This window comes from Enterococcus sp. AMC2644 (genome assembly GCF_058216475.1).
The window spans coordinates 661,621-676,945 of sequence record NZ_CM177095.1; the positions used below are offsets into that span (position 1 = coordinate 661,621).

A 15,325-nucleotide genomic window follows, 5' to 3' on the forward strand; every position below is an offset into this window, starting at 1 on the left:
TTTAACATAAAAAATACTCCTTATATAGGACAATGTCCTATATAAGGAGTACATAAAACTTTATAATCGAGAGTTTGATTCGGTTTATTTCTAAGAGAATTGAAGAAATCTTCAATTCTCTTTTATTATTTCGATAAACAATCAAAAATAATTCTGAAGTGACAATCTATTCTGATTTCTCATCTTTTTTCTTCATCAAAGCTAAGGTAGTAAGAACCGTACCCCATCCAACTAATGACATTTGTAATCCATTAGAATCTCCAGTTTTCGGAAGAACACTTCCATTCGAAGGTCTACCGCCTGAAATCCCATTAGTATTTTGTTTTTCTCTTGGTATCTCTGAAGTAGAATTATTACTTGACGTACTTTGTGAAGTAGATCCAATCGCACTTGTTGACTGTGAATTTGATACTGAGATACTTTCTGACGTACTTTGCGAAGTAGATCCAATTGCACTTGTTGATTGTGAACTTGATACTGAGATACTTTCTGACGTACTTTCCGAGATGCTCTCTGACGTGCTATTGCTATGATACTCACTAACAATATGTGAATTAATACCACTAGTACTTTCACTTGTGCTCATAGAATCTGATGAGCTCATAGAGGTACTTGTTGAATCTGAGTTAGATACGCTCGTACTTTCTGATGATGAATCACTCACTGACGTACTTGTACTTGTGCTTTCGCTTAAGCTGGCACTTGTTGAACCACTATAGCTTGCTGATTCACTTGCACTGATTGATCCAGAAATGCTTGTGCTCAATGAGGACGAATCACTCACTGATGTGCTTGTACTTGTGCTTTCGCTTACGCTGGCACTTGTTGAACCACTATAGCTTGCTGATTCACTTGCACTGATTGATCCAGAAATGCTTGTGCTCAATGAGGACGAATCACTCACTGACGTACTTGTACTTGTGCTTTCACTTACACTAGCACTTGTACTGCTACTATAGCTTGTACTTTCATTTGCTACTGAGTCACTCACCGATGTGCTTGTACTTACTGAATCTGAGTTAGATACGCTCGTACTTTCTGATGATGAATCACTTAGCGACGTGCTTACACTGGTACTTTCACTTACACTAGCACTTGTACTACTACTATAGCTTGTACTTTCATTTGCTGCTGAGTCACTCACTGATGTGCTTGTACTTGTACTTTCACTTACACTAGCACTTGTACTGCTACTATAGCTTGTACTTTCATTTGCTACTGAGTCACTCACCGATGTGCTTGTACTTGTGCTTTCGCTTACGCTGGCACTTGTTGAACCACTATAGCTTGCTGATTCACTTGCACTAATCGATTCAGAAATGCTTGTGCTCAATGACGATGAATCACTCACTGACGTACTTGTACTTGCTGAGTCTGAGTTAGATACGCTTGTACTTTCTGACGATGAATCACTTAGTGATGTGCTCAAACTTGTACTTTCGCTCACGCTGGCACTTGTTGAACCACTATAGCTTGCTGAATCACTTGCACTGATCGATTCAGAAATGCTTGTGCTCAATGACGATGAATCACTCACTGACGTACTTGTGCTTGTGCTTTCGCTTACGCTGGCACTTGTTGAACCACTATAGCTTGCTGATTCACTTGCACTGATCGATTCAGAAATGCTTGTGCTCAATGAGGACGAACCACTCACTGACGTACTTGTACTTGCTGAGTCTGAGTTAGATACGCTTGTACTTTCTGACGATGAATCACTTAGTGATGTGCTCAAACTTGTACTTTCGCTTACGCTGGCACTTGTTGAACCACTATAGCTTGCTGATTCACTTGCACTGATTGATTCAGAAATGCTTGTGCTCAATGACGATGAATCACTCACTGACGTACTTGTACTTGTGCTTTCGCTTACGCTAGCACTTGTTGAACCACTATAGCTTGCTGATTCACTTGCACTGATTGATCCAGAAATGCTTGTGCTCAATGACGATGAATCACTTAGTGATGTGCTCAAACTTGTACTTTCGCTCACGCTGGCACTTGTTGAACCACTATAGCTTGCTGAATCACTTGCACTGATCGATTCAGAAATGCTTGTGCTCAATGAGGACGAACCACTCACTGACGTACTTGTACTTGCTGAGTCTGAGTTAGATACGCTTGTACTTTCTTACGATGAATCACTTAGTGATGTGCTCAAACTTGTACTTTCGCTCACACTGGCACTTGTTGAACCACTATAACTTGCTGAATCACTTGCACTGATTGATTCAGAAATGCTTGTACTCAATGAGGACGAACCACTCACTGACGTACTTGTACTTGCTGAGTCTGAGTTAGATACGCTTGTACTTTCTGACGATGAATCACTTAGTGATGTGCTCAAACTTGTACTTTCGCTTACGCTGGCACTTGTTGAACCACTATAGCTTGCTGATTCACTTGCACTGATTGATCCAGAGATGCTTGTGCTCAATGACGATGAATCACTTAGTGATGTGCTCAAACTTGTACTTTCGCTCACGCTGGCACTTGTTGAACCACTATAGCTTGCTGAATCACTTGCACTGATTGATTCAGAAATGCTTGTGCTCAATGACGATGAATCACTCACTGACGTACTTGTACTTGTGCTTTCGCTTACGCTAGCACTTGTTGAACCACTATAGCTTGCTGATTCACTTGCACTGATTGATCCAGAGATGCTTGTGCTCAATGACGATGAATCACTTAGTGATGTGCTCAAACTTGTACTTTCGCTCACGCTGGCACTTGTTGAATCACTATAGCTTGCTGAATCACTTGCACTGATTGATCCAGAGATGCTTGTGCTCAATGACGATGAATCACTTAGTGATGTGCTCAAACTTGTACTTTCGCTCACGCTGGCACTTGTTGAACCACTATAGCTTGCTGAATCACTTGCACTAATCGATTCAGAAATGCTTGTGCTCAATGACGATGAATCACTTAGTGATGTGCTCAAACTTGTACTTTCGCTCACGCTGGCACTTGTTGAACCACTATAGCTTGCTGAATCACTTGCACTGATCGATTCAGAAATGCTTGTGCTCAATGAGGACGAACCACTCACTGACGTACTTGTACTTGCTGAGTCTGAGTTAGATACGCTTGTACTTTCTGACGATGAATCACTTAGTGATGTGCTCAAACTTGTACTTTCGCTTACGCTGGCACTTGTTGAACCACTATAGCTTGCTGATTCACTTGCACTAATCGATTCAGAAATGCTTGTGCTCAATGAGGACGAACCACTCACTGACGTACTTGTACTTGCTGAGTCTGAGTTAGATACGCTTGTACTTTCTGACGATGAATCACTTAGTGATGTGCTCAAACTTGTACTTTCGCTTACGCTGGCACTTGTTGAACCACTATAGCTTGCTGAATCACTTGCACTAATCGATTCAGAAATGCTTGTGCTCAATGAGGACGAACCACTCACTGACGTACTTGTACTTGCTGAGTCTGAGTTAGATACGCTTGTACTTTCTGACGATGAATCACTTAGTGATGTGCTCAAACTTGTACTTTCGCTTACGCTGGCACTTGTTGAACCACTATAGCTTGCTGAATCACTTGCACTAATCGATCCAGAAATACTTGTGCTCAATGACGATGAATCACTCACTGACGTACTTGTACTTGTGCTTTCGCTTACGCTAACACTTGTTGAACCACTATAGCTTGCTGATTCACTTGCACTAATCGATTCAGAAATGCTTGTGCTCAATGACGACGAATCACTCACTGACGTACTTGTACTTGCTGAGTCTGAGTTAGATACGCTTGTACTTGCTGACGATGAATCACTTAGTGATGTGCTCAAACTTGTACTTTCGCTTACGCTGGCACTTGTTGAACCACTATAGCTTGCTGAATCACTTGCACTAATCGATTCAGAAATGCTTGTGCTCAATGAGGACGAACCACTCACTGACGTACTTGTACTTGCTGAGTCTGAGTTAGATACGCTTGTACTTTCTGACGACGAATCACTTAGTGATGTGCTCAAACTTGTACTTTCGCTCACGCTAACACTTGTTGAACCACTATAGCTTGCTGATTCACTTGCACTAATCGATTCAGAAATGCTTGTGCTCAATGAGGACGAATCACTCACTGACGTACTTGTACTTGTGCTTTCGCTTACGCTAACACTTGTTGAACCACTATAGCTTGCTGAATCACTTGCACTGATTGATCCAGAGATGCTTGTGCTCAATGACGATGAATCACTTAGTGATGTGCTCAAACTTGTACTTTCGCTCACGCTGGCACTTGTTGAACCACTATAGCTTGCTGAATCACTTGCACTGATTGATCCAGAGATGCTTGTGCTCAATGACGATGAATCACTTAGTGATGTGCTCAAACTTGTACTTTCGCTCACGCTGGCACTTGTTGAACCACTATAGCTTGCTGAATCACTTGCACTAATCGATTCAGAAATGCTTGTGCTCAATGACGATGAATCACTTAGTGATGTGCTCAAACTTGTACTTTCGCTCACGCTGACACTTGTTGAACCACTATAGCTTGCTGAATCACTTGCACTAATCGATTCAGAAATGCTTGTGCTCAATGAGGACGAACCACTCACTGACGTACTTGTACTTGCTGAGTCTGAGTTAGATACGCTTGTACTTTCTGACGATGAATCACTTAGTGATGTGCTCAAACTTGTACTTTCGCTTACGCTGGCACTTGTTGAACCACTATAGCTTGCTGAATCACTTGCACTGATTGATACAGAGATGCTTGTGCTCAATGACGATGAATCACTTAGTGATGTGCTCAAACTTGTACTTTCGCTTACGCTGGCACTTGTTGAACCACTATAGCTTGCTGAATCACTTGCACTGATCGATTCAGAAATGCTTGTGCTCAATGACGATGAATCACTCACTGACGTACTTGTACTTACTGAGTCTGAGTTGGATACGCTCATACTTTCTGATGATGAATCGGAAATAGACACGCTATCACTCAAACTATTACTTTCGGAATCTGAATCCGACACACTTACTGATAATGACAATGATTCAGATGCTGATACGCTATCTGATAAAGACACAGATGTTGAACCACTTAATGAAGTTGACTCACTAATTGATTCTGACAAGCTTAATGATTCGGATAATGATAAAGAGTCACTAATCGAATCTGATAATGATTCACTTTCGGAATCACTTGTACTATCACTTAATGAATCGGAAATAGACACGCTGTCACTCAAACTATCACTTTCGGAATCTGAATCTGATACACTTACTGATAATGACAATGATTCAGATGCTGATACGCTATCTGATAAGGAGTCGCTATCTGATAAAGACACAGATGTTGAACCACTTAATGAAGTTGACTCACTAATTGATTCTGACAAGCTTAATGATTCGGATAATGATAAAGAGTCACTAATCGAATCTGATAATGATTCACTTTCGGAATCACTTGCACTATCACTTAATGAATCGGAAATAGACACGCTGTCACTCAAACTATCACTTTCGGAATCTGAATCTGATACACTTACTGATAATGACAATGATTCAGATGCTGATACGCTATCTGATAAGGAGTCGCTATCTGATAAAGACACAGATGTCGAATCACTTAATGAAGTTGACTCACTAATCGATTCTGACAAACTTTCTGAGCCTGATAAGCTTTCTGAATCACTTAACGAAATTGACTCACTAATTGATTCTGACAAACTTAATGATTCTGATTCAGAATCACTTAATGAAGTTGATTCGCTTTCGCTAATCGAAGTTGAGATTGATTCTGCTTCTGATTCATTATTATTTGCTTCAGAGTTCGAATCTGAAATGCTAGTTGAAGTTGAAATTGACTCTGACTCACTTATCGAATTAGAAATTGATTCGCTATCTGAAATAGAAATTGATTCACTATCTGAAATAGAAACCGAATCTGATAAAGATTCTGATAAGGACAATGATTCGGAATCACTTAACGAATCAGAAGTTGAGATTGATTCACTATCTGACACAGAGTCTGAATCAGAGTTCGAAATAGACTCACTATCTGATACGGAGTCTGAATCAGAATTCGAAATAGACTCACTATCTGAATTCGAAATAGATTCTGATTCTGAGTCTGAAACTGATTGACTTTCAGAAAGAGATTCTGAAGTAGATAGGGATTCTGGATCTGCTTCATAAGTAACTTTAAATGCTTGAGTAGAACTATCACTTGAAGCTGAACCATTATTGGTTGCATCAAAAATCGAATTGTTGCTCAAAGCATCAGCTAAAGTATTGTAGACCACACCATCAGGACCTGTTACTGTATATATAAATCCATTTCTAGCTAAATCTGCATCCGTTACCCCTAAATCAATAGTTCCGTGAGAAACACCCGAAGAACCAAATCTGCCACTGCCATCTACATTACTAGGAAGTTGTTCAAATGACTCTCCAGTTCCTGGATCAACAGTTGGTTGATTATCACTAATTACACCAGCATCTTGATAAGACGGATATAAAGTAATTGTAATTTCTTGAATCTCAGTATCATAATCATTTCCTGCATTATGCGTATTATCAAAGATAAACGTACCATCTTCCGCATAGTAACCATTTTGATTTAGATGGTCCTTAATTAAATCAGCATAGCTAATTTCTAAATTTGAAGATCCATCAATTGTAATACTACTTGGTTGAGTATTGTCTAATGGTCGTCCATCATAAGTCTTGAAATTAATGTTTACTGTTTGTAAATCAGCTTCAACATAAATGGTTGTTACGCTTGACTCTGTACCAACAGTCATTTGTCCCGGTTGCGTATTACCATTTAAGGAATTGCCAGTTGCAAAATGGAAGCCTTTTGGTAAGTTAGTAAAGGTGTAATAATCATCTGACCAATCAATCACATTACCGTAGTTAGCAGAAGGTAAATCGGTTCCTGCTGCTTCTTGACCAGCATCCACATATTCACCAGAAATTACTTGACCAGTTTTGGCATCAACGTATTGATATTGTATGTTATTGTTAGGAGTCCCATATACATAGATATTGTATGTATACTCGTCTCCTTCCATCGGTACAATACCGACAGTTACTTGTCCGAAAGCATCTCCATTATCGGCATCCGTCGTACTATCACCACCACTTTGTGCATCTCCAATGGCTGAAGCCGGTACTTGTTTATCAATTGCCCACATATAGTTAGGCGGCATTTGATTATTGGCATATTCAATATTACGGAAGTCTATATACTCACCAATGAAGTTTTGTTCTTCATCAATAGGTACATCAACTGTTCTAAGAACATTTCCATATTGGTCTACATAATTAACTTTTATGCTACCCGGAGGAATAGCTACCGTTTGTAATTCACGTGTAGAACCATCAACAATATTGGAAGTAGATACGTTCCCAGCAGTATCAGTAATTGTCGTGCCACTTGAACCAATTCTCATTTCTCTAAATTTCAGATTACGATCACCTGAAGGATTGCTAGTAGAGGAATTTCCTCCTTGCCAGGTAGAAATAGAAGAATTGTTCATAATAAATTGACCAGCACCTGTAATATCAAAAATTCTTCCACCAACAGGTTGACCACTATTATTCATACGAGCAATGTGTAAGGCACGAGGTGAAATAAAGCGAATAGTTGAACCAGATGAGATATTAACAACGTCACCGTCAGACCATTGTTCTAAATTTAAAACTGTTCCCGCATTAAAGGTCACTGTCGCACTATTTGTAATATTAAACGCATCAGTATCCACCAATCGAGTAGCCGCCATATTAAGATTTTGACCAAATGTTACTTGTCTACCTGAGATTGAAACAGTCCCACCCGCAAATCTAGATGTATCGACAATTCTTTGGAAACCGTCTTGCTTCCAAGTAACATCGTCGCCAACTTTCATACTACTGAATCCATAATAGACTAATGGATAGTTATTACTACTATAGGTACTTAACTCGTTAGCATGAATTGTAGCACCATCACCAACTGTAAAGGTATGTGCATATCCTGTGTCTGCACGATTATTACCACGGATACCCATGAAATAAAACATTGAATAACCTGTTGTTCCAACTGTGCGATTTAATTCAACATGAGCGCCATCAACGATATCAACTTGACCAATTTGCATCATCTCTTGCTTTACATTGGCAACAACTCTACCGGACAAGGTTACTTGGCTATCTTCCGCATCTAACAATCTACGTGGTTGATACGCTTGACTACTACCATTGACTCCATCTCTACCTTCAAGTGTTACGTTATTAATATTATAGTGCCAATAACCATAACCACCTGCACCAGTCCTACTATCAATGACTGCATCAGCAGCAGTGGTGTTCCCAGAAGCAGTACCCGATTGCCAATGAACTAAGTCAATATCAGTAATAGTAAAAATTGATCCACGAGTAGTAGAAGAATTTCCCACGTTAAAGGCAGCACCCGCCATATTTACTCGATAACCACCACCATCGATGATGATACTGTTTGTTCGCCACCCTAAATCTCGTGTCGCTACGTTTTCAGCCGCATTGATATTAGAAGTTACTTCAATGTATGTTATGGACTGATTGCCATAAGCTGCTTTTAAACTAGCCCAATCATTAACTGCCGCATACGTACCATTAGCAATTGCATTTTGTTTGTATTGTTCTTTATTGGTTACTTGATCTGACGCTTTAATATTTACACTAGTCGGTGTTTTCGCTTTATCGCCACCATTAATTGCTTCTTCAAATTCTTCACGACCAATATCTGGATCGGAAGAAACGTTAATTCTAACAGTTTTGCCAGCTTGTGTTGTAATAACAAAATTAGCAATTAAATTATTGGCACTGGCATATTTTTGAGCTGCCCTGATTAAGGACGTTCTTGGAGATGAGCCATCTTTAACAACCAAATCTAATGTGTTGGTTGACTTATCAACTTTTGCCTCCAATCTACCTGGAACTAGCGTATCAAACAACTCTTGTGCTTTCTTAGATTCAGTTCGATTACTTTCAACTAAATCCTGTTTTACCTTTTTCAAGCTTGTAGATTGTGAAGTATTCTTTACCTCTGATAAAGATTCACTCAATAAGGCAGATGTACTCAAAGACATTGACGTACTTTTAGAATCGCTTGTACTCTCGGAAATTGAAACACTTTTAGAATCGCTTGTACTCTCGGAAATTGAAACACTTTCTGAATCTGAGATACCTTGTGATTCTGATAGACTTTGTGAAAACATTGCGCTAGTAGAAAGACTCTCTGAAACAGAATTATTTGAATCCGTTTGACTTTCTGATTCCGTTAAACTAGTAGATTCAAGTACACTTTCTGATTCTGTTTGACTTTCTGATTCCGTTTGGCTTTCTAATTCTGTTTGACTTTCTGATTCCGTTTGGCTTTCTGATTCCGTTAGACTCTCAGATTCAATATTGCTGTCAGATTCTGAACCCCGTTCACTTTTCAAATCTGACGCGGGAGGAATCTTCGTAGAACTTTGATTTGCCAATACATTTTCAGTGTTTGCTTCTTTACTTGCATCAAACTGAGACCCAATTTCATCTGCATGAACTGTTGTCATCGGTAAGGCACTAATTCCAGCAATCCCAGCAAAAGATGTGATTGTTGCAAACATCCATTGTTTCCCACTTTTATACATTCTATAGCGTTCACTTTTATCGGATTGCAGTAACTTTTTGTAATTATTTTTCTTACTCATTACGCGTAGATGTCTCCCCTTTCTTCATTTATTCTTTTATCCATCAAACAAATTATCTTGAGGATATTTTTATTATGTCATAAACCTAATTCAATCTGCATTTTGTCTCAATATTGGGACAAAAAAGAGGAAAGGAATTTATTATATTAAAATAAAAATGTAGACTATTACTGTAAATACAGTAATCACTCAAAAAAAATTTCTAGAATTTTTGCATTTATGTAGATAGTTAATTATAAATAGGAGTTTTAATGGATTATTTAATCGTTGGAGCAGAACTTTTTGGATCCGTATTAGTTCATGAGGCAGCAAAGAAGGGATATCACATAACAATTATCGAAAAAAAAGATTATATTTCGGAAAATATTTATGCTAAAAGATTGAAGAAATTGGCATTCATATGTATAGATAGATATATTTCATACCTCGAATAAGGACGTTTGGGATTATGTTCGCCAATTTTCTGCATTTAATCATTTTACCAATTCATACATTGCAGACTATAATGACGAAATTTACAATCTTCTCTTCAACATGGATACTTTCTATCAGTTATGGCGAACAAGTACTAGTACGCCTCAAGAGACACAAGAGATAATTAATTAACAAAAAGCACATTTAAATAATAAACGTCTAGAGAATTTAAAAGAGCAAACGATCTCTTTAGTAGGAACCGATATTTACCATAAGCTACTCAAAGGAACGCTTCGAATCATTGCCAGCTTAAAGAATCAAGAGCTCAATGCGTGATTTCTTTCCGATTTGTCGCCAAGTCTTTCATTAACAGAAAAAAAACAAGAACAAGTCGCTGTACGAGTAGCGACTTCTAAAAAATGGAATAAGGAAGAAGCACATATAGGTGCCTATCAGGTGAAAAGTGTCGGGAGAGAAAAATCGAGTAAACTAGCGCAGTTTTTTTCAAATCAATACTAAACAAAGGTCAAAAGCTTAAGATGGCTTGCGAACACTTGATAATGAGCGTCTTTGGATAACAATGGTTCGCCTGATGCATCCATGGTGAAGCGTTTTTTTACAGCAGGCCATCCAAAGACGGAGGCTCGTTGTCAAGTACACCGTACAAAGGTTAAAAACAAAAATAAGGTCAAAATATCTGACAAAATCAATGGTAAAATATTTCTACCGCAAAACTATTGACACGTACATGAGTATTTGAAACCGATGAAAATAAATTTCCCACATTTTCACAAATAATCGAATCATTTTCTAAGTACAAAATCTTGCCATAGTAAGGAAAGTAAGACAGAATAAACAGTTTCCATAAGTAATTTCAGGATATCTTGCACATTTATAATTTATAATGTTTAATTTTTCTATTTCTTCTGGTAGCTACCAAAAGCAGATATTGATATTTCTTTTTTAAGTCTATGGTAACTGTCTTATTATTTGCATATCAATTGCTTTTACATTTTCCACAATAATCAGCATATCTAAAATATTTGACGCCTTGTAATTATTAATGACCGATGCTACTGATAGTGCAGTTAGTTAGATGTCGTTTCTTGTTACACAATAAGCAATTGCGTTTTTTCATGTGCAGTATTCAATTTAAGCTCATTCCTGTTCGTTAGCTAAAAGTTTCAACAGCTCTGATTGCTCTTGAAGAATACTCTCTGGAGAGAATAATTCCTCGTCATCAGCGAAGTCTTGTTCTGATTTCTCAGTCACCATCGATTGATCATCCTCGGTAATTTGCGTAACAGCATATTGATTTTCTTCTTGATTTTCCTCAATCGAAACGTTTTCTGTAGCTTTCTCCGCATCATTAATAGAAGATGTTTCTTGGTTAAGCTCTTCCGCAACTGCCATTTTTTCTTCGCTGAGAAAGGTATCATTCCAGAAAACTTCGCCAAAAAGATACATTCCTAGAGCACTTTTATTATTAAACTTTCTACACTGCATACCAAATGTGTTTAAATATGCATTAATGCTGTCCTCTTTCAATACCTCTGCGGAAATATCACGAATTAAAATAGCATCGGCGTATCGTACATCATAATCATTATTAAGATAAGCCAGAACTTTTTGTGTTTCTTCAATAAATTCAGCATGAACTAATTCAGTTAAATTTACAGCTTGGTTTCCATTGATAGTAATAATAAAAGGATCACGTTTTTGAGTATTAACAATCATGTTATAAACCATTTCTCTGTCAATGTGAAACGGTCTTAAATTTTGCTTTAAAAGACTTGTGGTATATTCTTTAACAATCTTATCCGAAAGTTCATAAAGCCCTTCATAAATTTGTTCATTTTTTATCAACTCTCCATTATCATATATATCGCAATTAATATAATGATCATTCACATCAACTACGTAATTTAGTCCTTCTAAAACTGTTCCATCACCAAATACTGGCTTAGAATCATTTGCCTCTTTCTCTAAAATTGCAGCTAAAGACTTAGGAATAATTTTTATTGAGTCAATTATAATGGTAAAATCGATTCCATCCACATTCGATTTAAATTCATGTAAATACAGTTTTTCAAATTCTTCCAATTGATCTAGATTTTCCGTACCCACTCCTATACACAACGAACAATGCAACTTATTATCCTCTTGTTCAAATAATAAACTATTATCTGCAGCTAGATAAGATAATACATATTCAACAAAATCTAAGGCTATCGCACTGTCTAGTTGAAGGATCTGACTTCCAAAAGACTGATACGCTTCCTTCCTGCGACTGTACAATTGATCAAACCCCCAATTTATGGGTTCCTGTTTATTTGACAATAAAATTCTTTTTCCCTGAATATTTTGATCATTATTTTGTTTTTTCCCTCTATATAAAAGGGATTTCCAATTATTTCGTTTTACTGTAGAGTAAAGCGAACTCAATATTTTTTTATAGTTTTGGCCAGAAACACCAACCCGAAATTCATCAATATCCAATGCAATTATTTTCTTCACAAAAATTCTCCTTACTTTTATTAATTTATGAAAACTTTAAAAATCATAGTTTAGGCCTTCTTCTAATCGCTCTTAAATTCTCTGAGCTTGAGACTCTCAATTCACATCATCAAGCATTTCTATTGATAATTTTTTAATTAGTTGTGTGTTTTCTTCAATTGATTCTTCTAATCGTTGTACTTCACTTACCATGCATCTAGCATCACTCAAACATTTCATCAGCTGTCTGCATTCTTTACATTTGATTTTTATTTCATATGTTTTTTTACTGATTTCTTGTATTTTTACTCTTACATCAATTAAATCTTTATAGCTAATTGGCTCATCTTCTAATGTAGTAATATATTCTTTTAGTGATATTGTTTTATTATCTTTTTGTGCTACTAATTTGTTAACTTCAGCTAATAATTTTTTTAATTGATCCAGTTGAGTAGGAATATCTATAGCTTCTGATATTGATTGTTCTTCCAAAATATTTACATCCCTTCATCTAAGAGGATTTTCACCTCCGCTTCAATCAACGCCGATCGAGTAAAAATTCCCGCCCGCAATAATTTACTGAAACTAACTGTATTTTGCTTGAACTGCATCAGCTCATCTTCTGTTAAATTTTTCAATGCCTGATCTATTTCATCTATCGATTCTATAACTAGTCCTAAGCCTGAATTGGAAACAAGCTGGGCTACTGCAGCTTGTTTCCAAACAATTACTGGTAACCCTAAAGAAAGATACAAAGACACCTTATGCGGTGCATTGTATTGTGTATACTGTTGATAATTTGCTCCGTTATCAAGTTTATCATCCCATGCTAAACCAAAGCTGTCTTTAGGTATTTTACGAATCAACTCATCCTGTTCAAAACCGCCCCGAAAATCCACATTTGTTGATAGCTCATATGAACCTTTATTACCAAAAACTACAATTTTTGTTTTATTTGGCCAGTCTCGAACAAATTCTGTCTTGTCTAAATTACCTGCAAAAACAATGGTTTTATCCTGTTTTTTTTCATTTTCTTCAGATTGATTTTCGTATAGATAATCAAACAATGGTTTCAACACCATCGGAGTCGTTACCCCTCTATGGGATAATTCTGCTTTCATTCGTTCTCCATGAACGATTAACAACTCTGATTGATTAAATAGAGATACCTCGTCAAAATCAATATCGCCACGTAACATTTCAACATCATGTAAAAGAAGAACAGTTCGTATATTCCGTTGTTTCATACGACTGATAAAAGCATAATCAAAATGATATCCGTTATATGTTGGATACTGATATACCAAAATATCTTGTTCTTTAACTCCTGAAGTAATACCATCAATTCTTGAATTCAATGCGTAATCATTTTCGTTTTCATCAAAATAACGGTAAATATATATCGGATCATAATCCATCCCATTAGCAATTTTTAAAATATCCGTTCTAGCTTTGAACACAGAATCTAGCGCAACGGACTCTACAATATTGGTCACCCATCTTTTCAAACCACTATCAACTCCTCAAGTAAAAAAGTCTCTAAATATGAAATTTCGTCTGATGGTAAACACCAAGCTGCTTCTTTTAAATTTTTTCTAAAAATAGCTAAAACTTGATCATCTGTGTTAATATCCTTTTTTAGTAATACATATTTTATCAGCTTTAATATTGTTTGATCATAGCTTTCCAATTTCCATTTTTCCCCAATTAGATCCGATCCTTGTTTGATAAATTCATATGCACGATCTACTTGATCTAATTCAACTAAACATCTTGTTAAATCGAGGACTTCAGCCAATAAAATACATCGTAGTTCAACTGAGTCTGTTTTATTAATTTTTTTCAGCAAATTCTTTTCTAATAAAATAATTTGTTTTTCCAAAGAGGTAGATTCCAATTGATATATTTGTTTCACTTGTAAAGTGGCTAAATACAGAATAGTGTCAAACAAAGTGAAAAAATCCGTGTTTAAAAAATAAGTTTCAACCTGTTTCAAACTTTTAGAGGGCGTACGATGATTCATACACTCAAATACTACATCAGTATACGCAAGCATTACTTTATACATGTAATTATCATCCGACGAAATCCTGAACTTTTCTAACTCTTTGCGAACTTTTAAAAATGTACTAAACATATCTTTTTCTGATGATAACGAAGAATATACTAACACACTTAACATTTGTAACTGTTCATCTGTGGATGTAACAAACAATTCCATAAATTCTTTATCTGAAATAGTTAACATTTTTTTTATACCAATAACAAATTCCATCGGTAAATCATTTTCATATTGTAACCATCGATAATAACGTGATCTAGATAATCCTATTTTTTTCTCAAAGCTCTTTACAGATATACCTTTATCTTTTCGAATTTCTTCGATTTTTTCACGTTCAATGCTAACTGCTACCATAGATGTTTGAGGAATTTTCAGCTCAGGATTAACTACTCTTTTTAATCTACTAACACTTAAAATTTTTGTTTCCATGTTTTCATTCCTTTTTCAAATCGATTTACAATGATTAATAACCATAACAATTACTTTGGTAATACATCCAGAAGTGAATAGATTAAAGAGCCTATAATCACCGACGACATTATCATAGAAAGTATAATTCTTAACGTTTTTCCTTTTTTCTTTTCAATAGGAGATTCATGAATATTTTTTTGTTCAATTTCAAATTTTTCTTGAATACTATTTTCTAATTGACTTTTTTTCAC

Annotated in this window: 6 protein-coding genes and 1 pseudogene; 1 reads left to right on the forward strand and 6 read right to left on the reverse strand. The window is 36.5% G+C overall.

Features of this window, described 5'->3' with window-relative positions; translation table 11 throughout:
- Positions 1–166: 166 nt before the first annotated feature.
- A pseudogene (locus tag AC4BC5_RS03270) lies at positions 167–9,691 on the reverse strand (pectate lyase-like adhesive domain-containing protein).
- Between the two features lie 251 nt (positions 9,692–9,942).
- Here AC4BC5_RS03270 and AC4BC5_RS03275 point away from each other — a divergent pair.
- Positions 9,943–10,125 (forward strand): NAD(P)-binding protein, encoded by a 183-nt coding sequence (locus AC4BC5_RS03275; protein WP_490496745.1) that lies wholly within the window; start codon positions 9,943–9,945, stop codon positions 10,123–10,125.
- A 1,138-nt stretch (positions 10,126–11,263) separates the two neighbouring features.
- On the opposite strand, the gene AC4BC5_RS03280 is transcribed toward AC4BC5_RS03275, so the two are convergent.
- The 5 genes from AC4BC5_RS03280 to AC4BC5_RS03300 all read right to left on the reverse strand — a co-directional run bounded on the left by AC4BC5_RS03280 (position 11,264) and on the right by AC4BC5_RS03300 (position 15,325).
- Positions 11,264–12,622: a hypothetical protein gene (locus tag AC4BC5_RS03280; protein WP_490496746.1), complete on the reverse strand. Its 1,359-nt coding sequence runs from the start codon at positions 12,620–12,622 to the stop codon at positions 11,264–11,266.
- Positions 12,623–12,718: 96 nt separating this feature from the next.
- Positions 12,719–13,093, reverse strand: coding sequence for a hypothetical protein (locus AC4BC5_RS03285; protein WP_490496747.1), 375 nt, complete (start codon positions 13,091–13,093; stop codon positions 12,719–12,721).
- Between the two features lie 5 nt (positions 13,094–13,098).
- Entirely contained in the window at positions 13,099–14,109 is a 1,011-nt protein-coding gene (locus AC4BC5_RS03290) for a glycosyltransferase (protein ID WP_490496748.1), read from the reverse strand.
- Positions 14,106–15,092, reverse strand: coding sequence for a helix-turn-helix domain-containing protein (locus AC4BC5_RS03295; protein WP_490496749.1), 987 nt, complete (start codon positions 15,090–15,092; stop codon positions 14,106–14,108). The genes AC4BC5_RS03290 and AC4BC5_RS03295 overlap by 4 nt, the downstream gene beginning before the upstream one ends.
- Before the next feature lie 50 nt (positions 15,093–15,142).
- Complete coding sequence (locus AC4BC5_RS03300) at positions 15,143–15,325, reverse strand: hypothetical protein (RefSeq protein WP_490496750.1); 183 nt, start codon at positions 15,323–15,325, stop codon at positions 15,143–15,145.